Origin of the sequence: Qipengyuania algicola, from assembly GCF_042492175.1 — a bacterium.
Lineage (GTDB): Bacteria > Pseudomonadota > Alphaproteobacteria > Sphingomonadales > Sphingomonadaceae > CAJXSN01.
Map to the genome: position 1 here is coordinate 2,622,241 of NZ_CP170453.1, position 25,002 is coordinate 2,647,242.

Annotated in this window: 26 protein-coding genes; 16 read left to right on the plus strand and 10 right to left on the minus strand. The window is 60.7% G+C overall.

Going from position 1 to position 25,002, the window contains the following annotated elements; all coding sequences use genetic code 11:
• The first annotated feature begins 88 nt into the window (after positions 1 to 88).
• Positions 89 to 805: a ribonuclease PH gene (rph, locus tag ACFCW2_RS12470; RefSeq protein WP_379546813.1), complete on the plus strand. Its 717-nt coding sequence runs from the start codon at positions 89 to 91 to the stop codon at positions 803 to 805.
• Positions 802 to 1,428, plus strand: coding sequence for an RdgB/HAM1 family non-canonical purine NTP pyrophosphatase (rdgB, locus tag ACFCW2_RS12475; protein WP_379546814.1), 627 nt, complete (start codon positions 802 to 804; stop codon positions 1,426 to 1,428). The genes rph and rdgB overlap by 4 nt, the downstream gene beginning before the upstream one ends.
• Before the next feature lie 16 nt (positions 1,429 to 1,444).
• Here the strand turns inward: rdgB and ACFCW2_RS12480 are convergent, their stop codons facing one another.
• Positions 1,445 to 2,029, minus strand: coding sequence for a CAP domain-containing protein (locus ACFCW2_RS12480; RefSeq protein WP_379546816.1), 585 nt, complete (start codon positions 2,027 to 2,029; stop codon positions 1,445 to 1,447).
• Positions 2,030 to 2,066: 37 nt separating this feature from the next.
• Here ACFCW2_RS12480 and hemW point away from each other — a divergent pair, with 37 nt between their 5' ends.
• Together hemW and ACFCW2_RS12490 are read left to right on the plus strand one after the other, a co-directional pair.
• Positions 2,067 to 3,218, plus strand: a complete 1,152-nt coding sequence (hemW, locus tag ACFCW2_RS12485; protein ID WP_379548980.1) for a radical SAM family heme chaperone HemW — start codon at positions 2,067 to 2,069, stop codon at positions 3,216 to 3,218.
• A complete protein-coding gene (locus ACFCW2_RS12490) occupies positions 3,215 to 4,114 on the plus strand; it encodes a tyrosine recombinase XerC (RefSeq protein WP_379546817.1) in 900 nt (299 codons plus the stop codon). The genes hemW and ACFCW2_RS12490 overlap by 4 nt, the downstream gene beginning before the upstream one ends.
• Position 4,115: 1 nt before the next feature.
• On the opposite strand, the gene ACFCW2_RS12495 is transcribed toward ACFCW2_RS12490, so the two are convergent.
• The 4 genes from ACFCW2_RS12495 to rsmI are packed head-to-tail and all read right to left on the minus strand — an operon-like array spanning position 4,116 to position 6,971.
• A complete protein-coding gene (locus ACFCW2_RS12495) occupies positions 4,116 to 4,721 on the minus strand; it encodes a DedA family protein (RefSeq protein WP_379546819.1) in 606 nt (201 codons plus the stop codon).
• Between the two features lie 42 nt (positions 4,722 to 4,763).
• A complete protein-coding gene (gshB, locus tag ACFCW2_RS12500) occupies positions 4,764 to 5,741 on the minus strand; it encodes a glutathione synthase (protein ID WP_379546820.1) in 978 nt (325 codons plus the stop codon).
• A gap of 25 nt (positions 5,742 to 5,766) precedes the next feature.
• Complete coding sequence (locus tag ACFCW2_RS12505; RefSeq protein ID WP_379546822.1) at positions 5,767 to 6,117, minus strand: YraN family protein; 351 nt, start codon at positions 6,115 to 6,117, stop codon at positions 5,767 to 5,769.
• Complete coding sequence (rsmI, locus tag ACFCW2_RS12510) at positions 6,114 to 6,971, minus strand: 16S rRNA (cytidine(1402)-2'-O)-methyltransferase (protein WP_379546824.1); 858 nt, start codon at positions 6,969 to 6,971, stop codon at positions 6,114 to 6,116. The genes ACFCW2_RS12505 and rsmI overlap by 4 nt, the downstream gene beginning before the upstream one ends.
• A 28-nt stretch (positions 6,972 to 6,999) precedes the next feature.
• On the opposite strand from rsmI, the gene ACFCW2_RS12515 reads away from it, so the two are divergent.
• From ACFCW2_RS12515 to ACFCW2_RS12530, 4 genes are all read left to right on the plus strand, one after another.
• A complete protein-coding gene (locus ACFCW2_RS12515; RefSeq protein WP_379546825.1) occupies positions 7,000 to 8,181 on the plus strand; it encodes a penicillin-binding protein activator in 1,182 nt (393 codons plus the stop codon).
• Between the two features lie 91 nt (positions 8,182 to 8,272).
• Positions 8,273 to 10,264, plus strand: coding sequence for a DNA topoisomerase IV subunit B (gene parE, locus ACFCW2_RS12520; protein WP_379546827.1), 1,992 nt, complete (start codon positions 8,273 to 8,275; stop codon positions 10,262 to 10,264).
• Between the two features lie 52 nt (positions 10,265 to 10,316).
• Positions 10,317 to 10,646 (plus strand): hypothetical protein, encoded by a 330-nt coding sequence (locus tag ACFCW2_RS12525; RefSeq protein WP_379546828.1) that lies wholly within the window; start codon positions 10,317 to 10,319, stop codon positions 10,644 to 10,646.
• 146 nt (positions 10,647 to 10,792) lie between these two features.
• A complete protein-coding gene (locus tag ACFCW2_RS12530) occupies positions 10,793 to 11,761 on the plus strand; it encodes a DUF4268 domain-containing protein (protein WP_379546829.1) in 969 nt (322 codons plus the stop codon).
• A 5-nt stretch (positions 11,762 to 11,766) separates the two neighbouring features.
• Here the strand turns inward: ACFCW2_RS12530 and ACFCW2_RS12535 are convergent, their stop codons facing one another.
• Positions 11,767 to 12,984, minus strand: coding sequence for a bifunctional alpha/beta hydrolase/OsmC family protein (locus tag ACFCW2_RS12535; RefSeq protein WP_379546831.1), 1,218 nt, complete (start codon positions 12,982 to 12,984; stop codon positions 11,767 to 11,769).
• A 122-nt stretch (positions 12,985 to 13,106) separates the two neighbouring features.
• Between ACFCW2_RS12535 and ACFCW2_RS12540 the strand changes: the two genes are divergently transcribed.
• The 3 genes from ACFCW2_RS12540 to ACFCW2_RS12550 all read left to right on the plus strand — a co-directional run bounded on the left by ACFCW2_RS12540 (position 13,107) and on the right by ACFCW2_RS12550 (position 15,811).
• Positions 13,107 to 14,417, plus strand: coding sequence for a serine hydrolase (locus ACFCW2_RS12540; RefSeq protein WP_379546833.1), 1,311 nt, complete (start codon positions 13,107 to 13,109; stop codon positions 14,415 to 14,417).
• Positions 14,418 to 14,537: 120 nt separating this feature from the next.
• Complete coding sequence (locus ACFCW2_RS12545) at positions 14,538 to 15,386, plus strand: AAA family ATPase (protein WP_379546834.1); 849 nt, start codon at positions 14,538 to 14,540, stop codon at positions 15,384 to 15,386.
• 113 nt (positions 15,387 to 15,499) lie between these two features.
• Entirely contained in the window at positions 15,500 to 15,811 is a 312-nt protein-coding gene (locus ACFCW2_RS12550) for a GFA family protein (protein WP_379546836.1), read from the plus strand.
• A gap of 9 nt (positions 15,812 to 15,820) precedes the next feature.
• On the opposite strand, the gene ACFCW2_RS12555 is transcribed toward ACFCW2_RS12550, so the two are convergent.
• On the minus strand, positions 15,821 to 16,825 hold the full coding sequence (locus ACFCW2_RS12555) for a L,D-transpeptidase family protein (RefSeq protein WP_379546838.1): 1,005 nt from the start codon (positions 16,823 to 16,825) through the stop codon (positions 15,821 to 15,823).
• A 127-nt stretch (positions 16,826 to 16,952) separates the two neighbouring features.
• Here ACFCW2_RS12555 and ACFCW2_RS12560 point away from each other — a divergent pair, with 127 nt between their 5' ends.
• Positions 16,953 to 18,134, plus strand: coding sequence for a vWA domain-containing protein (locus ACFCW2_RS12560; protein ID WP_379546840.1), 1,182 nt, complete (start codon positions 16,953 to 16,955; stop codon positions 18,132 to 18,134).
• A 15-nt stretch (positions 18,135 to 18,149) separates the two neighbouring features.
• Here ACFCW2_RS12560 and ACFCW2_RS12565 read toward each other — a convergent pair whose 3' ends face one another.
• From ACFCW2_RS12565 to ACFCW2_RS12575, 3 genes are read right to left on the minus strand one after another with little or no spacing between them, the layout of a single operon-like run.
• Entirely contained in the window at positions 18,150 to 19,154 is a 1,005-nt protein-coding gene (locus tag ACFCW2_RS12565) for an aspartyl/asparaginyl beta-hydroxylase domain-containing protein (RefSeq protein WP_379546842.1), read from the minus strand.
• Positions 19,154 to 20,359, minus strand: coding sequence for an exo-beta-N-acetylmuramidase NamZ family protein (locus ACFCW2_RS12570; RefSeq protein ID WP_379548981.1), 1,206 nt, complete (start codon positions 20,357 to 20,359; stop codon positions 19,154 to 19,156). The genes ACFCW2_RS12565 and ACFCW2_RS12570 overlap by 1 nt, the downstream gene beginning before the upstream one ends.
• A 2-nt stretch (positions 20,360 to 20,361) precedes the next feature.
• The gene (locus ACFCW2_RS12575; RefSeq protein ID WP_379546844.1) at positions 20,362 to 20,883 is read right to left on the minus strand and encodes a hypothetical protein; all 522 of its coding nucleotides are present in this window, start codon (positions 20,881 to 20,883) and stop codon (positions 20,362 to 20,364) included.
• A gap of 89 nt (positions 20,884 to 20,972) precedes the next feature.
• Between ACFCW2_RS12575 and tyrS the strand changes: the two genes are divergently transcribed.
• The 4 genes from tyrS to cysK all read left to right on the plus strand — a co-directional run bounded on the left by tyrS (position 20,973) and on the right by cysK (position 24,927).
• Positions 20,973 to 22,202, plus strand: coding sequence for a tyrosine--tRNA ligase (gene tyrS / locus ACFCW2_RS12580; RefSeq protein ID WP_379546845.1), 1,230 nt, complete (start codon positions 20,973 to 20,975; stop codon positions 22,200 to 22,202).
• 114 nt (positions 22,203 to 22,316) lie between these two features.
• On the plus strand, positions 22,317 to 22,655 hold the full coding sequence (locus ACFCW2_RS12585; protein WP_379546847.1) for a PilZ domain-containing protein: 339 nt from the start codon (positions 22,317 to 22,319) through the stop codon (positions 22,653 to 22,655).
• 128 nt (positions 22,656 to 22,783) lie between these two features.
• On the plus strand, positions 22,784 to 23,992 hold the full coding sequence (locus ACFCW2_RS12590) for an MFS transporter (protein WP_379548982.1): 1,209 nt from the start codon (positions 22,784 to 22,786) through the stop codon (positions 23,990 to 23,992).
• Between the two features lie 14 nt (positions 23,993 to 24,006).
• Positions 24,007 to 24,927 carry a cysteine synthase A gene (gene cysK / locus ACFCW2_RS12595; RefSeq protein ID WP_379546848.1) on the plus strand — a complete coding sequence of 307 codons (921 nt, stop codon included), beginning with the start codon at positions 24,007 to 24,009 and terminating at the stop codon, positions 24,925 to 24,927.
• Positions 24,928 to 25,002 lie beyond the last annotated feature (75 nt).

Consider the following 25,002-nt stretch of genomic DNA (forward strand, 5'->3'; position numbering starts at 1 on the left):
GCTCTGGGCAAGCTTGCATGCGGACTTGCATGCGGATGGCCCAAACGCCTAACGCGCTGGCGAACGATAAATCCATCTGGAGAAATTCATGCGACCCTCTGGCCGTGCGCCCGACGAAATGCGCGCCATCACTATCGAGACAGGCTACACCAAACACGCAGAGGGATCGTGCCTGATCAGCTTTGGCGAGACCAAGGTGCTGTGCACCGCCAGCGTGGAAGAACGCATTCCGCCGTGGCTGCGCGGCAAGGGCGAAGGCTGGGTCACTGGCGAATACTCGATGCTCCCGCGCGCCACGCACACCCGTGGCAGCCGCGAAGCCGCACGGGGCAAGCAATCGGGACGCACGCAGGAAATCCAGCGGCTGATCGGGCGCTCCTTGCGCTCTGTCGTCGATCTGAAAAAGCTGGGCGAGCGGCAGATTACGCTCGATTGCGATGTTATTCAGGCCGATGGCGGCACCCGCACCGCCTCGATCAGCGGCGCATGGGTGGCGCTGAAACTAGCAGTCGATGGACTGATTGCCTCGGGCGATCTGAAGGAAGACCCGATTCAAGGCAAAATCGCCGCCATCTCCTGCGGTATCTACAAGGGCACGCCGGTGCTTGATCTGGATTATCCGGAAGACAGCGACGCTGATGCGGATGCCAATTTCGTGCTGATCGAAGGCGGCCAGATAGCCGAGGTGCAGGCCACCGCAGAGGGCGCGACCTATGACGAAGAGGGCCTGCTGCGACTGCTCCGTCTGGCGAAAATGGGCTGCGACGATATCTTCGCAGCACAGGACAAAGCGACCGCTAAATGACACGCCTTATCGGATCGGGCAGCCTGGTCATCGCGACCCACAATGCTGGCAAGCTGAAAGAAATTCAGGCCTTGCTCGATCCTTACGGCGTGCAGTGTCTCTCGGCGGGCTCACTCGGCCTGCCCGAGCCTGCCGAGACGGGCACCACTTTTGCCGAGAACGCATTGATCAAGGCCCGCGCCTCGGCAGAAGCTTCGGGCATGGCCGCGCTGGCGGATGACAGCGGATTATCGGTCGATGCGCTGGGCGGCAGGCCCGGAGTCTACACTGCTGACTGGGCGGAGCGGCAATGGTTCGAAGGGGAGCCGGGCCGCGACTGGTTCATGGCGATGGGCAAGGTCGAGGGAATGGTGCAGGCGCTGGGCACCAATGCCAGCCGTGCCTGCGCGTTTCACTGCGTGCTCGCTCTGGCGTGGCCCGACGGCGAATATGCCGTGTATGAAGGCACCGCGCCGGGCACCCTATCATGGCCCCCGCGCGGTGAAATGGGCTTCGGCTATGATCCGGTGTTCGTGCCTGAGGGCTACGACCAGACCTTTGCCGAGCTGGACCCGGCCGACAAACACGCGATCAGCCACCGCGCCGATGCTTTCAAGAAACTGGTCGCCGATCAGTTCGGCTGAAGGGTTCTAGCCCTCTTCAAGGCATTGGCGTGCCGCGCCAGTTTCCGGCGGGCAAATACCGGCAAACCAGCACATCGTTTTGCGCATTCGCGGCGATGGCGCAGCCGACTTCCTCGGTCTCTTTCCAGATGATCTGGGTGTAGTGCCCCACATCCACCCAATTGCCGGTGGTCGAAACATCGGGAAACACGCCCGGCTTGAAAATCTCTTTCTCGGTCAGGAAAGCATCCATCATTGCGGTGGTGCTGAAATAGCCGGTGGTGCCGATCCACAGATTCTCGCCCGCCCCGCCGCGCGCTTCTTCGCTTGCGTGTTCGATACGGTTGAGCCCGGCCAGCACTTCGGCATATTCCGCTGCATCCTCGGCCAGCTCGGCGCTCCACGTAAGAGGCTGCGCGGCAACTTCTGCGCGGGCACGGTTGTGCGATTGCAGGAAGCTGAGCGCAAACAGATCGATCGGCTGCGCCTCTTCCTCCGGAGCTTCGGGCGCAGCGATGACTGGCGTACCTGTCGATTGAACCGGTGCGGTCTCCTGCGCGGTGCAGGCGCTGCTCATCATCAATGCGGCGGTGAAAACACTGGCTGAGTATGGACGGCGCATCTTGACTTCCCTTGTTGCCGGACGCGAGGGTCTGGTTGTGGCGCAGGCTTTATACATACACTGGCCCTTTTGCCTGAAGAAATGTCCTTACTGCGACTTCAACAGTCATGTGCGGGCCGAGGTGGATCACGCGCTGTGGGCGCGCAGCCTGTTATCGGACATGCAATATGAAGCGGAGCTGGCTGGCGGGGATGCGCTGCATTCCATCTTCTTTGGCGGCGGAACCCCGTCGCTGATGCCACCATCACTGGTGGCTGAACTGCTGACCGGAGCCGAAAAACTGTGGGGATTCGATCCCGCTATCGAGATTACTCTCGAAGCCAATCCGACCAGCTTCGAGGCAGCCAAATTTCGCGATCTGGCAGCGGCGGGGGTGAACCGCGTGTCGCTGGGCATTCAATCACTGGACGACGATGCGCTGCGCTTTCTCGGCCGCGAGCATTCGGTGGACGAGGCTCTTGCAGCTTTGGACGAGGCCCAGAAGTTGTTTGAGCGAACCACCTTCGATTTGATTTACGCCCGCCCCGGGCAGACTGCGGATGAGTGGCCGGCGGAACTGACCCGTGCGCTTTCCTTCGGGACCTCGCATCTGTCGCTCTATCAGTTGACGATAGAGCCCGGCACCCGCTTCGCCACCGATGCCCGCATCGGCGCGCTGGAGCCAATGGAGGGGGACGATGCCGCCGCGCTCTATACTCTGACCCAAGACATGACCCGCGCTGCGGGCCTGCCCGCCTACGAGATCAGCAATCACTCCGCGTCGGGGCAGGAGAGCCGGCACAACCTCACCTATTGGCGATACCGCGATTATTGCGGGATCGGTCCGGGCGCGCATGGGCGGCGTGGCGGCAACGCGGTGCAGCGGCACAAGAAGCCGGAAAACTGGCTGGCGGCTGTCGCGGATCGCGGTGAAGGCATTGCCGATCTGCGCACCCTTCCCCCGCACGAGCAGGCGTCAGAAGCGTTGCTGATGGGCCTGCGGCTGACAGAAGGTGTCGATATACAAGCGCTGGCCCGGCGGACAGGCATCGCCGCATCCGCGTTGCTCGATGCAACAAAGGTCGCGCTTTACACCGATCTTGGTCTGGTCTGGCAGCGCGGCGACACGCTGGGCGTGACCGCTGCCGGTATGCCGCTGCTTGACGGATTGCTCGGTGAACTGGTCGCTGATGAATTGCTCGGCGCATGAGCAATCCCGCCATTCTGGAACGATGGGCCGCGCATCTGACCGATGATCTGCGGCGGTCGGCGCATACAGTCAGAGCCTACACCAAGGCTGCACAGAGACTGTTGTTGGCGCAGGATGGCGCAACTTACGAAAGCATCGGGACGCTGGATGCAAGCACCCTGCGCCGGCATCTTGCCATGCGGCGTGCCGAAGGGCTGTCGAATGCCTCTGCGGCGCGCGAATTGTCAGCGCTCAAATCCTTTATCCGCTTTGCCCAAAGCGAGGCTGGAATGGAGCAGACCGGAGCGCCGCGCCTACGCGGGCCACGTATCAAGAAAGGCCTACCCCGGCCTGTTACCCCGGACGAGGCTGTCGGCATGGCAGAGCGCGTGGACAGCGACGCGTCAGAAGGCTGGATCGGTCTTCGCGACCGGGCCGTGTTGCTGCTGCTCTATGGTGCAGGGATGCGGGTGGCAGAGGCACTGTCGCTGACCGCTGAGGTGCTGCCGCTCGGCGAGACATTGACCGTAACCGGTAAGGGCAGCAAGCAGCGTGTCGTTCCGATCCTGCCGCAATTGCGTGAGGCGGTGGAGGCGTATGTAGAGGCCTGTCCCTACCCGCTGCCGAAGGGCGAGCCCTTGTTTCGCGGGGCCAAAGGTGGCCCGCTTTCGCAAGGCATGGTGCAAAAGGCTACCGCACGCGCGCGCCGGTCCCTCGGCCTGCCCGACACCGCCACGCCCCATGCGCTGCGCCACAGTTTCGCGACGCATCTTCTGGGCGAAGGGGCGGATCTGCGGAGCCTGCAGGAATTGCTCGGTCACGCCAGCCTTGGGTCGACGCAAATCTATACCAAGGTCGATGCGGCCACGATGCTAGACACCTATCGCAGCGCCCATCCGCGAGAACGCGACGACTAGTTCAGCGCTGGCTGCGCGGTTTCCATGTTGCGAGTCGCCAGAGATAAGCGGCCGTCGCCACCACCATTATCGCAATGATGACCCCGCTGACGATATCGTCAATGTCGGAGAATGTCCGCGCGAGCCACTGCGTGCCCTTGATCAGCATGACGTTCCACAGCGCCGCGCCCGCTGCGGTGAACAAAACAAACTTCACCTTGCCCATATGTGCGAGACCCGCCGGCAGCGAGATCATGGTGCGCATGATTGGCGTTGCCCTCAGCGCAAAGACAACCCAGTGCCCGTGACGGCGGAAAAACTTCGTGGCACGCTCCACATCCTGCCATTCCATCGTAAGCCAGCGGCCATAGCGCACGATGAACGGGCCGAGCCGCTCGTAGCCAAGGCGGTCGCCAATCATGAACCAGAAGTAATTGCCGATCACCGTACCGATAGTTCCGGCGATCAGCAGCGGCCAGAATTCCATGCTGCCGCGGTCAATCGCGAGGGCGCCCGCGCCCATGATCGCCTCCGATGGCATGGGCGGGAAGATGTTTTCGAGCGCCATCAACACGGCGACGCCCAGATAGCCGAGCCGCTCGATCAGACTGACAATGAACTCATCCATGGTGGTGCAACGCAGCGGCACACAGGACGTGCCGCTATAGGATCAGCCCTTGACCATTTCCGCGTGCCGCCGCTCCAGCGCGTCCCAGATTTTGCCTGCGGTGTCTGTGCCATTGAACTGGTCGATTGCGACGATGCCGGTCGGGCTGGTGACATTGATTTCGGTCAGCCATTTGCCGCCGATCACATCGATGCCGACAAAGGTCAGACCGCGCCGTTTCAGCTCCGGGCCCATGGCGGCGCAAATCTCTTCTTCGCGCGCCGTCAAGGTCGCGCTTTCGGCATAGCCACCCTGCGCAAGGTTGGAGCGGAATTCCCCCTCGCCCGGCTTGCGGTTGATCGCTCCGGCAAATTCCCCGTCGATCAGGACGATGCGCTTGTCGCCCTCGCTCACTTCGGGGAGGAAAGGCTGGACCATATGCGCCTCGGGCCAGGTCTGGTTGAACACTTCGAAAAGGGCGGAGAGATTGGTGCCGTCTGCATCCAGCTTGAAAATCGCTTTCCCGCCATTGCCGTGGAGAGGTTTAACAACCACCGCCCCATGCTTGGCTTGAAAGGCGCGCACTTCGTCCAGTGTCCGGGCGATGAGTGTCGGCGGCATGAACTCGGCATAGTCCAGAACGAACATTTTTTCCGGCGCATTCACTACTTCGCGCGGATCGTTGCTGACCAGCGTCTGGCCCTGCAACCGGTCAAGGATCAGAGCTGCACTGATATAGCCCAGATCGAAAGGTGGATCCTGTCGCATCAGGATGACATCGACATCCTTTGCCAGATCGGTCTGGCGGCGCTCGCCCATGGTGAAATGGTCGCCCTCCACCCGCTGCACCGTCACCGGGGCGCAATGCGCTGTGATCCGCCCAGCCTTGGTCCCGTCTGCCTCCCATGCCAGCGTGCCAACATCGTAATGCATCACCGTGTGCCCGCGCTCCTGCGCAGCGAGCATCAGCGCAAAGCTCGAATCGCCAGCGATCTTCACGCTTTCCATCGGGTCCATCTGGACGGCTACACGCAAACTCATATCCGGGTATTCCTTTGGAGAGGCTCTAGGGCTGCCATGCATTGGGGATGTGGCGTGGCAGGGTGCCCGGTGCAAGGAGGATCACGTCGACCGTGATATCCTCGCCTTCGGTCGCATATTCATGCGCCACGCATTCCACGGCCGCCGCCACGCGCTGAAGGCGGTGCGCATCGATGGCAAAGTCCAGATCGGCCTTCGCGCGCCGCCATTTCACCTCGACGAAAGCGACCAGTCCGCCACGCTTGGCAATCAGGTCGATCTCTCCGCGCGGGGTCTTCACGCGCTTTGCCAAAATGCGCCAGCCCTTCGCCTTCAGCCAGAGGGCCGCACGCGTCTCACCCTCGCGCCCGCGCTTCTCGGCTTGCTGTCGTTTCACGGAGTGCGCAGTTCGAGCGCGCGGGCATAAAGCGCTTTGCGATCCGCCCCCGTCGCCTTGGCGACCTTCCCCGCGGCTTGCGAGGGCTTGTTCTCGAGCAGCGCTTCCTTGAGCAGCGCATCCAGATCGTGCTCGCCTTCCACCAATTCCGGCGGCCCGACCAACAGGACGATCTCTCCCTTCGGCGGATTGGCCTCGTAATAGGCGATCAGACCATCGGGCAGCCCGCGCCGGCATTCCTCGTGCATCTTGGTCAATTCGCGCGCCACCGCGATTTCTCGCACGCCCAGCACATCGGCAATCGCCCGTAGGGATTTCGTCAAGCGTGGGCCGGTTTCGTAGAAGATCAGCGTGCTCTCGACTGCGCCCAGCTCCGCCAGCACATCCGCCCGCGCCTTCTCCTTCACCGGCAGGAACCCGCCAAACAGGAACCGGTCATTAGGCAGACCCGACAGCGTCAGCCCGGCTATCACCGCGCAGGCACCGGGCAGGGTCGTCACCGGTATCCCCGCCTCGCGGCAATCATTGACCAGTCGGTAGCCCGGATCGCTGACCAGCGGCGTCCCGGCATCGCTTACCAGTGCCACCGCGCGCGATTGCATCGAATCGACCAGGCGCGCTCTGTCTTTGTCGCCCGCATGATCGTCATAGCGCCACAGCGGCTTTGACAGGCCGAGATGCTTCATCAGTTTCCCTGTGACCCGCGTATCCTCGCACGCAACACCATCACACCGCGCCAGAATATCGGCTGCCCGCATCGTGATATCGCCAAGATTGCCAATCGGCGTGGCCACGATATAGAGCCCAGCGGACAAAGGTTCGGTTTCGGTCGTGTTAATCACGTGACTGCTCATGAACCAGTGAATGAGGGAGTCGCAAGCGATGAAGCGTTTCATTTTGGGCAAACAGGCGTTGATCGTCGCCGCTACAGCAGCATTGCTGGGCGGTTGTCAGGTCATTCCCAAGGGGCCGACCGCCAGCGCGCCTGCGCCAGAGCCGACCACCAGCGCCCCGGCTCCCGAACCAAGCGCGACGGCCCTGCCCTCTGGTGACACCGAACGCCACCGCGTGGCATTGCTGGTCCCGATGTCGGGCGGCAATGCCAATGTCGGCCAATCGATTGCCAATGCGACGACGATGGCCATCCTCGATACCAATGCCAACAATCTGCGGATCACGACCTATGATACCGCAGGCGGCGCGCGCAACGCAGCACGCCGTGCGATCAATGATGGCAATATGCTGATTCTCGGGCCGCTTCTGGCGGAAAACGTCCCTCAGGTTCTGGCCGAAGCTCGCCCGGCAGAAGTCCCCTTAATTTCATTCTCCAATGATTCGAGCGTGGCCGGCCCGGACGCATTCGTTATGGGGCATTTGCCCTCGCAGTCGATTGCCCGGTCGGTCGGCTACGCGCGCAGCAAGGGTGCGCGCAATTTCAGTATTCTGGCACCGGAGGGTCAGTATGGCCGTCAGGCAGAAGCGTCGCTCGCGGCTGCCCTACGCAGTTCGGGCGGCGGGCTGATTTCCACCGAACGGTATACGCGCGGCAACACCTCTATTGTCAGCGCGGCCCAGCGGCTGCGGCAGGCGGGCGGGTATGATGCCGTGCTCATCGCCGACAATGCCCGGCTCGCAACGCAGGCAGCGGGGGTTCTGAAACCGTCCGGACAGGGTTCCACCCAGATCATCGGTACCGAATTGTGGAGCGGCGAAGGCTCGATCACCCGCGTCTCGGCTCTGCGCGGGGCGATTTTCTCTTCGGTCTCGGATGCCCGGTTCAAGCGCTTCACCGAAAGCTACCAGAACCGCTTTGGTGGACAGCCCTTCCGTATTGCGACCTTGGGTTATGACGCTGTTTTGCTGGCCCTGAGAGTGGCGCAGGACTGGCGCGTCGGCCGCACCTTCCCCGTTTCTGCTCTGCGCGACGATGGCGGGTTCCTCGGTCTCGACGGAGCCTTCCGGTTCGAGCGCAACGGCGAAGTCGAGCGCGCGATGGAAGTGCGCGAGGTACGCGATGGCAGCATCGTCATTCTGGAAGCGGCACCCCAGCGGTTCGGCGACTGATCGCTTCGCAGACGGGCAACACCGTCAACACTGGCGAAAACTATTTTGTCTTGCTTGTGAGCGCAGCGGCGGCCTGCGTATAGCTTGAGCCATGTCCGACGATCTTTTTGATGGAACGCCCGCTTCCAGCGGCGATTACAACGCCTCCTCAATCGAGGTTTTGGAAGGCCTGGAGCCGGTTCGCCGCCGGCCGGGCATGTATATCGGCGGGACCGATGACCGCGCGCTGCATCATCTGGTGGCCGAAGTGCTCGACAACGCAATGGACGAGGCCGTTGCGGGCCATGCCACACGGATCGAGCTGAGCATCGAGGAAGGCAACCGCGTCACCGTGGCGGATAATGGCCGCGGCATCCCGGTGGACGAGCATCCCAAATATCCCGGTAAATCGACGCTGGAAGTGATCCTCTCCACCTTGCATTCGGGCGGCAAGTTCTCGGGCAAGGCCTACGCCACCAGCGGCGGTCTGCACGGCGTGGGCGTCAGCGTAGTCAACGCGCTCTCCAGCCTGACGCGGGTGGAGGTTGCGCGCGATCGGCAGCTTTATGCGCAGGAGTTTTCCAAAGGGCACTCGCTCGGCCCGATTGAGAAGCTAGGCCCAACCCCTAACCGGCGCGGAACCACCGTTACCTTTATCCCAGACACCGAGATTTTCGGTGACCGCGCCTTCAAACCGGCCCGTCTATTCAAGCTCGCCCGCTCCAAGGCGTATTTGTTCGCTGGGGTCGAAATCCGCTGGAAATGCGCCGAGGCCTTGGCGACCGAGGAAATCCCGGCAGAGGCGGTGTTCAAATTTCCCGGCGGTCTGGCCGATCATTTGGCGGAGCAAACTCAAGGCCGCGAATGCGTGACCGCCGAGCCATTCACCGGCACGCAGGAGTTTCCCGAAGGCGATGACGGCATCGGGCAGGGCCGGGTAGAATGGGCGATAGCATGGCCGCTTTGGTCCGACGGCTCGACGAGCTGGTATTGCAACACCGTGCCGACCCCCGATGGCGGCACGCACGAGCAGGGCCTGCGCGCGGCGCTCACAAAAGGCCTGCGTGCTTTCGGTGAGCTGACCGGCGCGAAGAAGGCCAAGGACATCACTGCCGATGACGTGATGACCGGCGGTGAAGTGATGCTGAGCGTCTTCATCCGCGATCCGCAATTCCAGTCGCAAACCAAGGACCGCCTCACCTCTCCCGAAGCCGCGCGTCTGGTCGAGAACGCCATTCGCGATCATTTCGATCTGTTCCTCTCGGCCAATATGGACCGCGGTAAGGCCCTGCTCGGCAATGTCATGGAGCGGATGGACGAGCGCCTGCGCCGCAAGCAGGAACGCGAGATAAAGCGCAAGACCGCGACCAATGCCAAGAAGCTCCGCCTCCCGGGCAAGCTGACCGACTGCTCCGGCGAGGGCGACGGCGAGACCGAATTGTTCATAGTCGAAGGCGATTCCGCGGGCGGCAGTGCCAAGCAGGCCCGCGACCGCAAGACGCAGGCGATCCTGCCCATTCGCGGCAAGATCCTCAACGTCGCCAGCGCCACACCGGACAAGATCCGCGCCAACAGCGAAATCGCCGATCTGACGCTCGCCATGGGCTGCGGCACACGCAAGGACTGCGACGCGGAGAATCTGCGCTACGACCGGATCATCATCATGACCGATGCCGATGTCGACGGCGCGCACATTGCCACGCTGCTGATGACGTTCTTCTTTCAGGAAATGGCAGATGTGGTGCGGAACGGGCACCTCTATCTCGCCCAGCCGCCGCTCTACCGCCTGACTTCCGGCAAAGAGAGCCGCTACGCGCAGGATGAGGCGCACCGGATCCAGCTGGAAGAGACGGTGTTCAAGGGCAAGAAGGTCGATGTCGGCCGCTTCAAGGGCCTCGGCGAAATGAATCCCGGCCAGCTGCGCGAAACCACCATGAACCCCGACACCCGCAGTCTGATCCGCATCACCCTCCCCGCCGAGCACGAACAACGCCACGCGGTAAAGGAACTGGTCGACCGCCTGATGGGCCGCAACCCGGAACACCGCTTTAACTTCATCCAGAACCGCGCGGGCGAAATGGACCGCGATATGATTGATGCTTGATGACGACGCCTCTTCGACTGACGACAAAAGATCAGAAGAAGAGGGTGATGTCATGGCGGGCGACCGCCGCATAGCGCGGGCGGATTGCGCCCTGCCAGACTGGTATGCATCCGATGCAGCCTACCGTCCCGTGCCGATCGTCTGGTTTGGCGGAGCGCTGGTGATGCAGGTCATCGCATTGCCGGTGATCGCATGGATAGCACTGATGCTCGCCGGACTGGGACCATTGGCAACCGCAACCCTTTTGATGCTTGCCACCGGCTTCATCTGGCACTTTACCTGGAAACGCGGGATGCACGGTGCAGCGACCGGATGGCAAATCGTGACAGGGGCAATGCTGCTTTTCTTCTTAGCCATCGGTATGATTGGCTTGTTTGGTTAGAAAGATCAAAAACCTGCCTTTGAGGCTGTCACGAAAGTAGCTCTAGCTTAAATCGGCAGTCGACCTTGCTCATAACAGTTCCTACGAAATAGCTCCAAGTCTGATGGAGGCTTGAGGGACCTGCTTGGCAATGCAATTAGAGCGTAATGACAAATTTGAGTCGACTTGAACGAGTGCCCCTTCGCGAGATATGGCTAGGGGAGGCGACCCATTTCACGCCTTGGCTCGCAGAAGAAGAGAATTTGGAGATTTTGGCTGAAACTCTCGGGCTCTCGCTTGAGCTAGAAGCGACTGAGAAATTCGTCGGACCATTCCGTGCAGATATCCTTTGCAAGGATATCGGAAGTGGGTCGTTGGTTCTAATCGAGAATCAGCTCGAGAAAACGGACCACAATCATTTGGGCCAATTGCTTACCTATGCCTCCGGTCTAGAGGCTGTTTCGATTGTCTGGATCGCCTCGAAATTCACCGAGGAGCATCGGTCCACTTTGGATTGGCTGAACCGAATAACGGAAGATCAGTTTCGATTTTTTGGTCTTGAGGTCGAACTTTGGAAAATCGCGGACTCCCCAGCTGCACCAAAATTCAATGTCATTTCGCAGCCAAATAATTGGTCGCAAGCCGTATCGAAAGCTGCCCACGCCCTGGATGAGAAGGAATTGTCAGAGACGAAATTGCTGCAGAGGCAATATTGGGATGGCCTCCATGATGAGCTTGATAAGCAAGGTGGGCCCATTTCCGGCAATAGGAAGGCACAACCTCAAAACTGGATGAATTACCCTGTTGGTCGGGCGGGCTTCACGCTCGGTACCGCCATGCATCTGTGGGATAAATGGGTCCGAGCGGAGCTTTATATTAGTGGCCCTGACGCGAAAGCATACTTCGATCAGCTTCTGATGATGCGTGAGGAGATCGAAAACGAGCTGGCAGAAACCCTGCATTGGGATCGCATGGATGATTTGCCAGATGATGTGCGGACAGATGTTCGTATTTCACTGCTTGGAAGTGATTTTGACCCGAACAATGAAGATCAATGGTCACAGCAGCATGAATGGTTGGCCAAAAATCTAAACCGCTTCCATGGGGTGTTTGCGCCAAGGGTTCGCGCGCTTTAATCGTCTCAGACCTCTTCCGTATGAATATGCAGATGCCCTTCCAGCGTTTTGTGCACCGGGCATTTGTCGGCGATTTCGATCAGCTTCGCGCGGTCGGCTTCTGACAGGTCGTCGCCCATTATTGTAATCGCGCGGTTGAGGGCCTGAATTTGCGTGCCTTCCTTCATCGCCTCGACGTGGTCGCAATCTTCATCGTGCTTGCGTTCGTGCGTCACATGGATGCTCACACCTTCCAGCGGCAATTCCTTGCGGTCGGCGTACATCTTCATGGTCATCGCGGTGCAGGTGCCGAGCGCTGCGTTGAGCAGATCGTAGGGCGTAGGGCCGGTGTCATCGCCGCCATAGCTGCGCGGTTCGTCGGCCACGAAGCGGTGGCTGGCGGTGTGGACCTCGGTGCCGAATTTGCCGTGGCCGGTGCATACGATCACGCCTTCTTCGGGCATTGGCCAGTCGTCCTTCATCGGCAGATAGCGGCTTGCCCAGCTACTGATCACACCGGCGACAAACACGGCATCGGGAGCCTTGGTCAGCAAGTGGTCTGCGCCCGCCAGGCTGATGAAACTCTTGGGATGTTTGGCCGACTGAAACAGGTTGGAGGCGTGGTCCACACTGACAATCTCATCGGTCGGCGAATGGCAGAACATCATCGGGACGCGCAGTTTCTCGACATCGTCCAGCAGATCGGTTTTGCTGGTCCTGTCGAGGAAGGCCTTGCTCAGTTTGAACGGGCGCCCGCCAATGGTCACGTCGCCCTGACCCTCGGCTTGGATAGCCTCCAGATCGCCTTTGATATTATGCAGCACGTGGGGAACATCCGACGGCGCACCGATGGTGGCGATCGCAGCCACTTTGCCGCGCTCCATCATCTTTGCCGCAGCCAGCACTGCGGCTCCGCCGAGACTATGCCCAATCAGCAGCAACCCGTCGCCAAAGCGCGCGCACAATGCCTGCGCCGAAGCAACCAGATCCGTCACATCGCTGGCGAAACCGGCGCGCCCGAATTCTCCGCCGCTGCCGCCCAGCCCGGTGAAATCGAACCGCAGCGTGGCGATCCCTTCGCGGGCCAAGGCGCGGGTGACTTCGATGGCCGCCTTGCTTTGTTTGGTGCAGGTGAAACAATGCGCAAACAGCGCCGCGCCGCGCACCAGCCCGGTCGGCATCTCCAGTGACCCGGACAGTTCGTGGCCCGCCGCGGTGCTGATGGAAATCGTTTCGGTTGGCATCGGTTTCTCCCTTTTGATGTTCAGTAGCAGACACCATCGCTTTGATAAGTGCGCGGCATTGCGATCCTTGTGTTTGGTTAGCGCAGTTGCGGAACCAAGGCGCGTCATTCAAAGTGCCGCTTATGCTGCGCTTGTCCCTCGCTCTAATCCTCGCTGCCGCCCTCCTGTGTGCACCAGCCCTGTTGCCCGCACCGGCATGGGCGCAAGAGGTCACCGCACCCTCCCCGATCCTGCAAATGCGTGCCGAGGATGTGGCAGGCGTGATGCGGCAGGAACGCGATGCGAGCGATGTCTTTGGCCCCCAGTTTTTAGCCGAGGTTCCACCCGAACAATTCGCGCAGATCATCACGCAGGTTACAGCGCAGTTCGGGGATTTTATCGGATTGGAGAGGATCGAGCAGACCGGCACCTACAGCGCAACGATCTATCTCCGGTTCGAGAACGCCATCGGCTCCGGCCCGCTGACGCTGGACCCGACGCCGCCCAACAAGGTTGCAGGCTTGATCCTCTCGAGCTTCGCACCGATTGACGATGATCTGGCCAAAGTCAGGGCTGATCTGGCGGCCTTGCCGGGCAGTGTGAGTGCCTATTTCGGGCTGTTGGACCGTGACAGTCCTGGCGCTGTGCCTGCGCTTGCCATCGATCCCTATGCTCCAATGGCGGTGGGTTCCACGTTCAAGCTCTATGTCCTCTCCGCCCTCGCCCGCTCGATTGCTTCGGGGGAGCGCAGTTGGGGCGATGTGATGCCGCTGGATCGCCGTTCCTTCCCCAGCGGCAAGATGCATCTGTGGCCGGAGGGATCGCCCGTCACCCTCCACACGCTGGCGATGCAGATGGTGACCATCAGCGATAACACCGCCACCGATGTGCTGTTCCACATGCTGGGGCGTGAAGCGGTCGAGGCGGAGATGCGCGCGAGCGGTCATGCCACTCCGGAAATGATGACCCCTATGCTCAGCACGCTGGAATTGTTTGCTCTAAAGGGCAGCCCCGGCAACCGCCGGAAATATCTTGCGACAGACGAGGCGGGCAAGCGGTTTATCCTCGCGGACTTCGAGGACGATGTGGGCGGCAACCCGGACGAGATTACTCCGCCGCGCTTTAGCCAGCCCACAGCCATCGACACGATTGAATGGTTCGCGAGCACGCGCGATCTGGCCGGCATCATGGCGCGCCTTGTTGCGCTCGATGATCCCACCGCGCGCCAGATCCTCGCCGTTGCTCCGGTGATGCCGCCTTCGCTCGTCGATGACTGGGCCTATGTCGGCTATAAAGGCGGTTCGGAACCGGGCGTGCTCAACCTCACCTGGGTTCTGCAGGATAGGAACGGCGAGTGGCATTTGCTCAGCCTCTCTTGGAATGACCCCGATGCTCCTCTCGACCATTCTAAAATGGAGCTGATCGCCCAGCGTCTGGTCCGCCTTGCGCCCTGATTGACGCGATTTGAGGTCAGCCCTCACAATTTCACCAGCACCCCCGCCACCAGTCTCTCTTGCCCTCGCCCGCATGGCTCGCTAGCCCGCTTGGCAAATACAAGTTTCATGGGAAAACCGATGACCGAACGTTTTGAAGGCACCAAAGACTATATCGCAACCGACGACCTGAAGGTTGCCGTCGACGCAGCCGTCACGCTGCGCCGCCCGCTGCTGGTGAAGGGTGAGCCGGGTACGGGTAAGACGGTGCTGGCGCATGAAATCGCCAAGGCTATTGGTGCCCCGCTGATCGAGTGGAATGTGAAGTCCACCACAAAAGCGCAGCAGGGCCTGTATGAGTATGACGCGGTTGCCCGCCTGCGCGATGGCCAGTTGGGTGACGAGCGGGTCCACGACATCGCTAACTACATCAAGAAGGGCAAGCTGTGGGAAGCCTTCACAGCGCCCGAGCTGCCCGTCCTGTTGATCGACGAGATCGACAAGGCTGACATCGAATTTCCGAACGATCTGCTGCAGGAGCTCGATCGGATGAGCTTCGACGTTTACGAGACGCACGAGACGATCACGGCGAAAGAACGCCCCATCGTGGTCATCACGTCGAACAACGAGAAGGAACTGCCCGACGCATTCTTGCGCCGCTGTTTCTTCCACTACATCAAGTTCCCCGACCGCGAGACGATGCGCTCCATCGTCGATGTCCACTTCCCTGATATCCAGAAGACGCTGGTGACCAAGGCCATGGATGTCTTCTACGAAATCCGCGAAGTACCGGGCCTGAAGAAAAAGCCCAGCACCAGCGAGCTGCTTGATTGGCTCAAGCTGCTGATGAACGAGGATATGCCGCTGGAGGTTCTGCAGGACAGCAACCCCAACACTGCGATCCCGCCGCTGCATGGTGCCCTGCTGAAGAACGAGCAGGACGTTATGCTGTTCGAACGCCTCGCCTTCATGAGCCGCCGCCAAACGTGATCGAGGGCGGGTGCCTATGCGGAGCGGTTCGCTTCACCATTGCATCCCCTCCGCAGGGTGCTCGCTATTGCTGGTGCCGCGATTGCCAGCGCATCGCCAGCGGTATGGCCACGATGAACGTGCTGTTCGATAGCGATGACGTTCAATATTCCGGTGAGATGACGAAGCTGGAGCTGGTCGCCGACAGTGGGAATACGGTCCAGCGGGGCTTTTGCCCGACATGCGGATCGCAGATGTACAGCCGCACAATCACCGGCCCAAAAGTGCCGATACGGGTGCGCGCGGGTACGCTGGATGATCCGAACATTGCAACGCCAGAAAGCATCATTTGGGGACCCAGCGCGCCGGATTGGGCGCCCTTCCCGGAAGGCATGCCGGTGCATGTCGCGGGCCCGGGGTCTGAATTGATTGGCAGTGCCGACTAGCAGGCGGAATTAGCTAACCGGGAAGCAAGCGCCGCCGCCCACTTTGATGGCATCGCAGGCCGCATGGGCCTGATCTCCCCCAACCCGCAAACGGTAGACCTTCTGTCCATTTACGGTGGCTGCGATCACCGCTTTGTTCATTGTCCTCAAGTCAGGATGCTTGGCCACCATCTTGGACCAGTGGTCCTCCGCCGCACCGGCACTGGTGGCTGCGGCTAGCTGGATGATTTCGCCGCTCTGGGCGAGGCGCGTGGGGAGCGTTTGCGCCGTGGGCTTTTCTTCCCCGACCGGCGGCAGTGCTTCGGCGAATTGGGCAAGCTCCGGCTCCGGGTTCTGGATCAGGCCGCCCGACCCGTCTGTACGGGCAATCGGCAGCGGCATTCTGAGCGCCACTTGCCGCGCATGCTCCTGCGAATGGACCGCCTGATCAACCACGACCACCGCGGTCGTTTCATGGCTCGTTTGCTGGAACAGAGCCTTGGCAAAACTGCTCGGCAGGCGGATGCAGCCATGTGACGCAGCATAGCCTGGAAGACGTCCGGCATGGATCGCAATCCCGTCCCATGTCAGGCGCTGCATATGCGGCATCGGCGCGTTGGAATACAGGTTTGAGCGGTGGAAGACCTTCTTCTGCAGGATCGGGAACACCCCGCTTGGCGTCTCTTTCCCGCGCTTGCCGGTGGACACAGGAGAGCTGTCCCACAGCGCGCCGTCGCGGAACACATGCATGTTCTGCGATCCCTTGCTGATCACGATCAATGTGCCCGTTTCCAGAATATCGCCGATCACCGGCGGCATTTTCGCAGCGGGCCCGGTCGCCTTTTCGTCCTTGGCAGGAGCAGTGGCAATAACGGCGGACGCAAGTTTAGCTGTGGTAGCTTCCGCAACGGGAGCCAGCGCCAACGCATTCGATACAGATGCGTCGGGCGCTGCCTTGCATGCGCCCAGCACCATTAGCGGGGCGACACACAGAACCGCAGTGAGGCGGCGTATGGTAAAGAATCCGTCAACCATGGCAGCATTGGTAGAACGCGTTTTGCGCCGACATCAAGCTATGTTTCCGGCGAGTCCCAAAACCGGATTAGCCAGCTTGCCCCACGTCCCGCCTCCCCCTAGAACCGGACGCAACAAGGGACACTGCATGTTTTTCAATTTCATGGACGAGCTGCGCGAGGCCGGAATCGGCGCTTCTTTCAAGGAGCACCTGACGCTGCTGGAGGCGCTCGACAAAGACGTGATCGAGCAGACGCCCGAAGCGTTCTATTACCTCTCGCGCGCCACCTTCGTGAAAGATGAAGGGATGCTCGATAAGTTCGACCAAGTGTTCCACAAGGTCTTCAAAGGGATCATGACCGATTACGGCCAGAATCCGGTCGACATTCCCGAGGACTGGCTGAAAGCGGTGGCCGAGAAATTCCTCACCGAAGAGGAAATGGCAGAGATCGAGAAGCTCGGCGATTGGGACGAGCTGATGGAGACGCTGAAGAAGCGAATCGAAGAGCAGGAAAAGCGCCACGAAGGCGGCAACAAATGGATCGGCACTGGCGGCACTTCGCCCTTTGGCCACAGCGGCTACAATCCCGAAGGCGTGCGCATCGGCGGTGAAAGCAAGCACAAGCGCGCCGTAAAGGTCTGGGAAAAGCGCGAGTTCAAGAACCTCGACAACACCAAGGAATTGGGCACCCGCAACATCAAGATGGCGCTTCGCCGTCTGCGCCGATTTGCCCGCGAAGGGGCGCAGGATCAGCTTGATCTGGATGCGACAATTGACGGAACGGCGAAGCAAGGTTGGCTGGACATTCACATGCGCGCCGAACGCCGCAATGCGGTGAAGCTGCTGCTGTTCCTCGATGTGGGCGGATCAATGGACCCGTTTATCAAGCTGTGTGAGGAGCTGTTCAGTGCCGCCACATCCGAGTTCAAGAACATGGAGTTCTTCTACTTCCATAACTGCTTGTATGAAGGGGTATGGAAGGACAACCGCCGCCGCTGGGCCGAGCGGACGAAGACGTGGGATATACTCCACAAATACGGCCATGATTACAAAGTGATCTTCATCGGCGATGCCGCCATGAGCCCGTATGAAATTACCCATGCCGGCGGCAGCGTGGAGCATATGAACGAGGAAGCGGGCGCCACGTGGATGCAGCGCGTGACCAACACCTACCCCGCGACCGTATGGCTCAATCCTGTTCCCGAAAAGCAATGGAGCTATTCGCAGAGCACCAAGATGCTCAAACAGCTGGTCAATGACCGGATGTACGGCCTGACGCTGGATGGTCTCGATGACGCAATGCGCGAACTGAGCCGCAAGCAGGGGTAGTCTCGTGCCGGTGCGTTAGAAGGAGTCGACTGCGCCGAACAAGGTGCGCAGTTGGGCCTTTTCAATTTCTTCGATCTCCGGTTTCCAGATGTCGAAAATCAAGACGATGCGATCCTCGGCCGAGCGATTCCACGCTTCATGCTCGACCGTGTCGTCGAACGCCATGAGCTGGCCACGCTCCCATGACCGCTTCGCCCCGCCGACGCGCAATTCGCCATTGCCGGGAACGACAATCGGCAGATGGCAGATATAGCGAAAATTGAGCATGCCAGTATGCGGCGGAATATGCGCGCCCGGAGTGAGGCGAGAAAAAAGCACTGATGGGGTGCGGCCGTTGATATCGCACAACGGGGTCGAAGCGAGAGCATCGCGCGTGGCGGATTGTGCATCTCCCTGAAGCGTGCCGTTCTCGACCAGATGATGGCTGCTCCAGTCATTGTTGCCGAGCATGCCGTGATAGTCATTCTGCGCAGCCCCGCTCTGCCCCTGCACATAAGCCGCGAAGGTGCCTTCCGTGTTGCGAATATTGCCGAGCTCTTCCGCAATCACATCGGTTGCTTGCTCGACTTCGCCCCACCAATTCTCGGCAGATAGATCGACAAAATCCACGTCCGGCATATCGGGATAAAAGAAGACCCCCGGCATTTGTGGCCAAGCTGTATGCACCGGGTCGCGCCCGCGCTCACCGGTCATGATGTCGAGCGCCTTCTTGAAGCGCGGATGCCAGTTTGCTTGCCCATGACCTGCGGCGGCTAGGGTCTGGAACATGTGATCGATATAGGCCTGTTGCAGCGCGCTGCTGGCCTGCACCGCACGCTGCCGCTCGGCCGATCCTGGCCCATGCTGCGGGTCCGGCGATCCGGCAGCGGCAGCGTATAGTGCGCCTGCCGATCGCCTGTCGCCCGCGCGCATCGACCAGTCTGCCTTCGCTAACAAAGCCGTAAGATCGACCGGATTGCCGGCCAGTCTCTGGTCAACGTCGCTGGGCGCAAGGACCGGTTCGGGCGGGAGGGACGCCATCAATACAGCAAATGCTTCGCTACCGAAGCGGCCCAATCCGCCTCGTCGGACGATGCCAGCGCATCCAGATCGGCGGGCGTAGCGGCAGGATTATCGACCCATTCCCGCAAAGACGGTCCGCCATTGATCACGTCAATCGCCAGAACATCATTGGTATATTCGTATTTGAAATCCGTCCCGCGCCAGATTGCGTAGTCGGGATAAAGATTGCGCACGGCTTTGAAAGCGAGCGCCTGTAAGCGCCAAGGCTTGAACGCCGCGTGATCGTAGGTCGGCCCCTCGGCATGAACCATCAATCCGTTGCACAGCTCGCCGGCGTGCTTGTGGAAGGTCGGCTCGAACCAGCAGTCGCGTAAGATGCAGCCGTCCGTCCATTCCGGCGCAAACCGGCGCATCTCGGCGAGCACGGCCTTGGCGTCCACATCGGGCGCGCCGAACAGCACTTCCAGCGGGCGCGTGGTCCCCCTGCCCTCGCTCAATGTCGCGCCTTCGATCATAACCGTCCCGGCATAGGCGCGGGCCATATTCACACTGGCGGCATTGGGGCTGGGATTGATCCAGATGCGATCGGTCGGCCAGCCAAAGCCGGGCGCTGTTTCGGGCTGCCAGCCCTCCATCGCCACGACGCGGTAATCGACATTTAGACCGAAATGATCGATGAACCAGTGACCCATTTCACCCAGAGTCAAACCATGGCGCATGGGCATGGGCGCTGCCCCGACAAAGCTCTCGTTCCCGGGAACAAGCTTGGTCCCTTCTACCGGGCGACCGGCGGGATTGGGGCGATCCAGCACCCACACCGATTTGCCCGCCTTCTCCGCCTCCTCCAGCAGATAGAGGAGCGTGGTGACGAAGGTGTAGATCCGGCAGCCTAGGTCCTGCAGATCGAACAGGAACACATCCGCGCTCGACATCATCTGCCCGGTCGGGCGGCGCACCTCGCCATAAAGGCTGAACACCGGGATGCCGTAATGCGGATCGGTTTCGTCCGCTGTCTCGACCATATTGTCCTGCTTGTCGCCCTTCAGCCCGTGCTGCGGGCCGAACGCGCTGGTCACATTGACCTCGGCAGCGATCAGGGCGTCCAGGCTATGAGTCAGATCGGCGGTCACGGAGGCAGGGTGCGCCACCAACGCCACGCGCTTGCCCTTCAGGTCCGCCAGCAACGCATCGTCGGCCAGCAGGCGGTCTATGCCAAACAGCACCGTCATAGCATACCTGCCAGCTTCTTCGCGCGGCAAACCTCGCTGTGGAACTCCGGTTTGCCGTCCGGAAAGGCCAGAGCCCAGAACTGGATATTGCCTTCTATATCCTCGACCACCGCATTCAGGGCCACATCGGCAGGCGTCGGCAATTCGCTGGCCAAACTCGCCTCCAGCTCCAGCTTCGCATCATGCGCGCTGCATGCGATGGCCATCGCGCTCACAGGCGCATCGCGGCTGTTCAGCCTGAAATCGTCGAAATCATACGCCGCCCATTGCGAGGACGGGCTCAGGTTGAACTCGCGGTAATAGGTCCCGCCTTCGGGTTGCCAGAAAATCTCGAAGCAGGTGGTCTTCCACAAATTATCCTGCCGCTGGCCGTGGGCGTGCATCGGAACTTTGATCCGGCCAACATCGCCCTCCATCACGAACCTTACGCGGCATCCGTCTGGCGTGGGCTGAATGGCTGCGCTGATCCGCTTGATCGGACCGGGCGCGCAGGACGGGTGAAGAGTGAGCTGTTCCATATGCATCCGCCTATCGCGCAGGCTGAAAAGCGCCGCAAGCCACTTGAAGCCACTTACCCGCCTGCATCCCCGCTGCTAAGGTGCAGGGCATGACCGAATACACATCAGAATTGCTGACATTGTTGGCGAGCCGCGGGCATTTGCATCAGGTGACCGACGCAGGCGCGCTGGACCAATTGGCGGCGAAAGAAACCATCACCGGCTATGTCGGGTTCGATCCGACTGCCCCGTCGCTGCATATCGGCAATCTTGCCTCCATCATGTTGCTGCGCCGGTTGCAGCAGGCGGGGCATCGCCCCATCGTCGTAATGGGCGGCGGCACGGCGAAGGTCGGCGATCCTTCGGGGCGCGACGATACGCGGCAGATGCTGACCGAGGAGAAACTCGCCAGCAATATCGCCTCGATCAAAGGCAGTTTCGAGCAGATCCTGCGCTTCGATGACAGCGAAACCGGCGCGGTGCTGATCAACAATGACGATTGGCTGAGCGAACTAGGCTATATCGAAATGCTGCGCGATGTCGGCACGCATTTCACGATCAACCGGATGCTGACTTTCGATTCGGTGAAGCTGCGGCTGGACCGGGAGCAGCCGCTGACCTTCCTCGAATTCAACTACATGATCATGCAGGCGTATGATTATCTGAAGCTGTCGCGCGATTACGGGTGCCGCCTGCAACTGGGCGGCAGCGACCAGTGGGGCAACATCATCAACGGTGTGGAACTGGGCCGCCGGATCGACGGAGCGGAGCTGTATGGCTTCACCGCGCCGCTGATTACACGCTCCGACGGTGCGAAGATGGGCAAGTCGGTCGACGGGGCTATCTGGCTGAATGAGGATATTCTGCCAGGTTACGACTTCTGGCAATATTGGCGCAATGTGGATGACCGCGATGTAGGCCACTTCCTCCGTATCTTTACCGACCTCCCGCTTGACGAAATCTCAAGGCTGGAAGGCCTTGAAGGCAGCGAAATCAACGCGGCGAAGGAGGTGCTGGCCAATGAAGTGACGACTCTGGTGCGCGGCGAAGAGGCTGCGGCATCGGCTCAGGCAACCGCGCGCGAGACCTTCGCTGGCGGCGGAGCGGGCAATGATTTGCCCACATTATCGGTCGGCGAAGAAGGGATGCGTATTGGCGCGATCCTGACCGAGCTTGGCTTCACTGCCTCGAACAAGGAGGCAAAGCGCAAACTGGCCGAGGGAGCTGTGAAACTGGATGATGTACCAGTCAGTGATCCCGGCACATTGGTGGAAATTGCCTCTGGCGCCGAGGCAAAATTAAGCCTCGGTAAGAAGAAACACGCCATCCTCACCAGATAAAACTGTTTAAATACAGTACCCTTGTTTCATAACGGGACAGGCGTGCTTAACTGAATATCAGCCAATACCGGCCATAACGTTCCTTCACGAGAGACGCTCGGAGGGACGCGATTTATGTCTGTGGGTGCACAGCTAACAGTAACCGATATGCGCCGCGCAGCGCGCCATCCAGTGGATTTTCCCGTTATCGCGGAGCATCACCAGCATGGCGATCTGAAGCTGCATATCAGCAATCTGTCCGCCCATGGCTTCATGGTCGACGATGCCCACGATATCGTTCGCGGTGACCGGGTCATCATCCGGCTGCCGGTCGTGGGTCGGATAGAAGCCTATGTGATCTGGCTGCGTGATAACCGCGCGGGCTTCCAGTTCGAGCGGATCATCCGCCTTGACGATTTCCTGCAGGTTATCGACGCATTGCAGCCCAATCCGCGCCTGCGCAAACAGCGCTGAGACTTCCCTAGCGGCGCGCGGCCTGCCATGGCGCGCGGGTGAACGAGCAAACATCTCCTGATACCAGCCAACCGACGCACCCGCTGAAGGTGCACAATTTCCGGGCGTATTTTGTCGCCCGTCTGACGATGACGCTGGCGCAATACGCCATGCTGTTGATCATCGGGTGGCAAACCTACAATCTGGCGCGCGATAGCGGGATGTCGGTGGCGGCGTCCTCAGGACAACTGGCGCTGATCGGGTTGCTCCAGTTTATTCCGCTGTTCTTGCTGACCCCGTTTTCCGGACTCGCGGCGGACCGGCTGAACCGGCGTGGTCTGGCGCAGGCCACTGTGGCACTGCAGCTGGGCTGTACGCTCGCTCTAGCGTGGCTGACCTGGGAGGGTCTGATCGCGCTGCCGTGGCTGTTCGGCATCGCCATATTGCTGGGCGTCGCCCGCGCGTTCAATGGCCCGGCTCTGTCTGCCCTCGCCCCAAATCTGGTGCCCAAAGCAATCCTGCCGAATGCCATCGCGCTGAGCTCGATCGCGTGGCAAACCGGCATGATCGTCGGCCCGGCGATTGGCGGCTATCTCTACGTTATCGATCCGGCGGCGCCCTATGCTGTTGCGGGCGTTCTGTTCGCCGTATCTTTCGCAGCACTGGCAATGATCGGCCATGTGCCGCGCAGCGCTATTCAGGGCGCTCAGCGTCCCATCGGGCAAGTGATCGACGGCCTGCGCTACGTGGTGCGCAACAAGATGGTGCTCGGCGCAATTACTCTTGATCTCTTTGCGGTATTCCTCGCCGGAGCGACCGCCCTTTTCCCGGTCTATGCGCGCGATATTCTGGAAGTGGGCGCCACGGGCCTAAGCCAATTGGCCGCCGCCCCCGCTGTGGGAGCGGCTCTGACGGCGCTCTATTTTTCCTTCCGTCCACTGGAAAGCAATGTCGGGCCAAAAATGCTCTGGGCCGTCGCGTTGTTCGGTGTCGCGACCATCGTCTTCGGTTTTTCGACCTCCATGCCGCTCAGTCTGGCGATGCTTTTCATTGTCGGCGCGGCGGACATGTTCAGTGTCTATATCCGCCAGTCTCTCGTCCAGCTGCACACACCGGATGACAAGCGTGGCCGCGTCTCGTCGGTCAGTCTGCTGACCATCAGCGCCTCGAACGAAGGCGGCGACGCGTTCTCCGGCACGCTCGCCAGTATAGTAGGGCCTGTGGCGGCGGTTGTCGGCGGCGGCATAGGTGCGATTGTCACCGTCCTCGTGTGGGCGAAAATATTTCCCGTGCTGCGAACAACACGGACCTTTGACCCGCCGCCCGAGTTGGACGAAGAGACACATAACAAAACCTAGCAGGAGCCCATCCGATGAAAGCCGACACAATCCTTCAGACCATTGGCGGCACACCCCATATCCGCGTGGCCAAACTGTTCCCCGACCACGAGGTGTGGATCAAGTCTGAGCGGGCCAATCCCGGCGGCTCGATCAAGGATCGTATCGCGCTGGCGATGATCGAAGATGCCGAGGCTGCGGGCAAGCTGAAGCCCGGCGGTACGATCATTGAACCGACCAGCGGGAATACGGGCATCGGCCTTGCGATGGTCGCTGCGGTCAAGGGCTACAAGCTGGTGCTTGTGATGCCGGAAAGCATGAGCCTGGAGCGCCGCCGCCTGATGCTGGCCTATGGTGCCAGCTTCGACCTGACCGACAAGGCCAAGGGCATGAAGGGGGCAATCGAGCGCGCGGGCGAGTTGGTGTCCCAAACCGACGGCGCATGGATGCCCAGCCAGTTCGACAATGAAAGCAACTGGAAAGTCCACACGCGCACTACCGCGCAGGAAATCCTGAACGATTTTGCCGATACACCCATCGATGCGATGATTACCGGCGTGGGCACTGGTGGCCATCTGACTGGTTGCGCGGTGGAGTTGAAGAAGCACTGGCCTGATATGAAGGCATATGGTGTGGAGCCTGAGCTATCGCCGGTCATCAATGGCGGTCAGCCCGGGCCTCATCCCATTCAGGGCATCGGCGCGGGCTTCATCCCGGAGAACCTGCACACCCAATCCATCGACGGCGCTATCCAGGTGGATGCAGAGGCGGCCAAGGAAATGGCCCGCCGCGCGGCAACCGAGGAAGGCATGTTGGTCGGGATATCGAGCGGCGCTACGCTGGCCGCCATTGCGAAGAAGCTGCCCGAACTGGACAGCGGCAGCCGCATCATGGGCTTCAATTACGACACCGGCGAGCGGTATCTCTCCGTACCGGATTTCCTGCCGGGAGCCTGATTCCGTCAAGCTTTAAAACAAAAAGGCCCCGCTTGATGGCGGGGCCTTTTCTTTGGAGCGCTTCGGCCCGAGGCC

Coding starts and splice junctions, on each gene's coding strand:
- ACFCW2_RS12560 (WP_379546840.1), top strand. CDS start 16,953: ATGTTTTTCAATTTCATGGACGAGCTGCGCGAGGCCGGAATCGGCGCT.
- gshB (WP_379546820.1), bottom strand. CDS start 5,741: ATGAGTTTGCGTGTAGCCGTCCAGATGGACCCGATGGAAAGCGTGAAG.
- ACFCW2_RS12480 (WP_379546816.1), bottom strand. CDS start 2,029: ATGCGCCGTCCATACTCAGCCAGTGTTTTCACCGCCGCATTGATGATG.
- tyrS (WP_379546845.1), top strand. CDS start 20,973: ATGACCGAATACACATCAGAATTGCTGACATTGTTGGCGAGCCGCGGG.
- ACFCW2_RS12515 (WP_379546825.1), top strand. CDS start 7,000: ATGAAGCGTTTCATTTTGGGCAAACAGGCGTTGATCGTCGCCGCTACA.
- cysK (WP_379546848.1), top strand. CDS start 24,007: ATGAAAGCCGACACAATCCTTCAGACCATTGGCGGCACACCCCATATC.
- ACFCW2_RS12530 (WP_379546829.1), top strand. CDS start 10,793: ATGACAAATTTGAGTCGACTTGAACGAGTGCCCCTTCGCGAGATATGG.
- ACFCW2_RS12550 (WP_379546836.1), top strand. CDS start 15,500: ATGAACGTGCTGTTCGATAGCGATGACGTTCAATATTCCGGTGAGATG.
- ACFCW2_RS12535 (WP_379546831.1), bottom strand. CDS start 12,984: ATGCCAACCGAAACGATTTCCATCAGCACCGCGGCGGGCCACGAACTG.
- ACFCW2_RS12525 (WP_379546828.1), top strand. CDS start 10,317: ATGGCGGGCGACCGCCGCATAGCGCGGGCGGATTGCGCCCTGCCAGAC.
- ACFCW2_RS12490 (WP_379546817.1), top strand. CDS start 3,215: ATGAGCAATCCCGCCATTCTGGAACGATGGGCCGCGCATCTGACCGAT.
- rdgB (WP_379546814.1), top strand. CDS start 802: ATGACACGCCTTATCGGATCGGGCAGCCTGGTCATCGCGACCCACAAT.
- ACFCW2_RS12590 (WP_379548982.1), top strand. CDS start 22,784: ATGACGCTGGCGCAATACGCCATGCTGTTGATCATCGGGTGGCAAACC.
- ACFCW2_RS12565 (WP_379546842.1), bottom strand. CDS start 19,154: ATGGCGTCCCTCCCGCCCGAACCGGTCCTTGCGCCCAGCGACGTTGAC.
- ACFCW2_RS12495 (WP_379546819.1), bottom strand. CDS start 4,721: ATGGATGAGTTCATTGTCAGTCTGATCGAGCGGCTCGGCTATCTGGGC.
- ACFCW2_RS12585 (WP_379546847.1), top strand. CDS start 22,317: ATGTCTGTGGGTGCACAGCTAACAGTAACCGATATGCGCCGCGCAGCG.
- rph (WP_379546813.1), top strand. CDS start 89: ATGCGACCCTCTGGCCGTGCGCCCGACGAAATGCGCGCCATCACTATC.
- ACFCW2_RS12540 (WP_379546833.1), top strand. CDS start 13,107: ATGCTGCGCTTGTCCCTCGCTCTAATCCTCGCTGCCGCCCTCCTGTGT.
- ACFCW2_RS12555 (WP_379546838.1), bottom strand. CDS start 16,825: ATGGTTGACGGATTCTTTACCATACGCCGCCTCACTGCGGTTCTGTGT.
- parE (WP_379546827.1), top strand. CDS start 8,273: ATGTCCGACGATCTTTTTGATGGAACGCCCGCTTCCAGCGGCGATTAC.
- rsmI (WP_379546824.1), bottom strand. CDS start 6,971: ATGAGCAGTCACGTGATTAACACGACCGAAACCGAACCTTTGTCCGCT.
- ACFCW2_RS12545 (WP_379546834.1), top strand. CDS start 14,538: ATGACCGAACGTTTTGAAGGCACCAAAGACTATATCGCAACCGACGAC.
- ACFCW2_RS12575 (WP_379546844.1), bottom strand. CDS start 20,883: ATGGAACAGCTCACTCTTCACCCGTCCTGCGCGCCCGGTCCGATCAAG.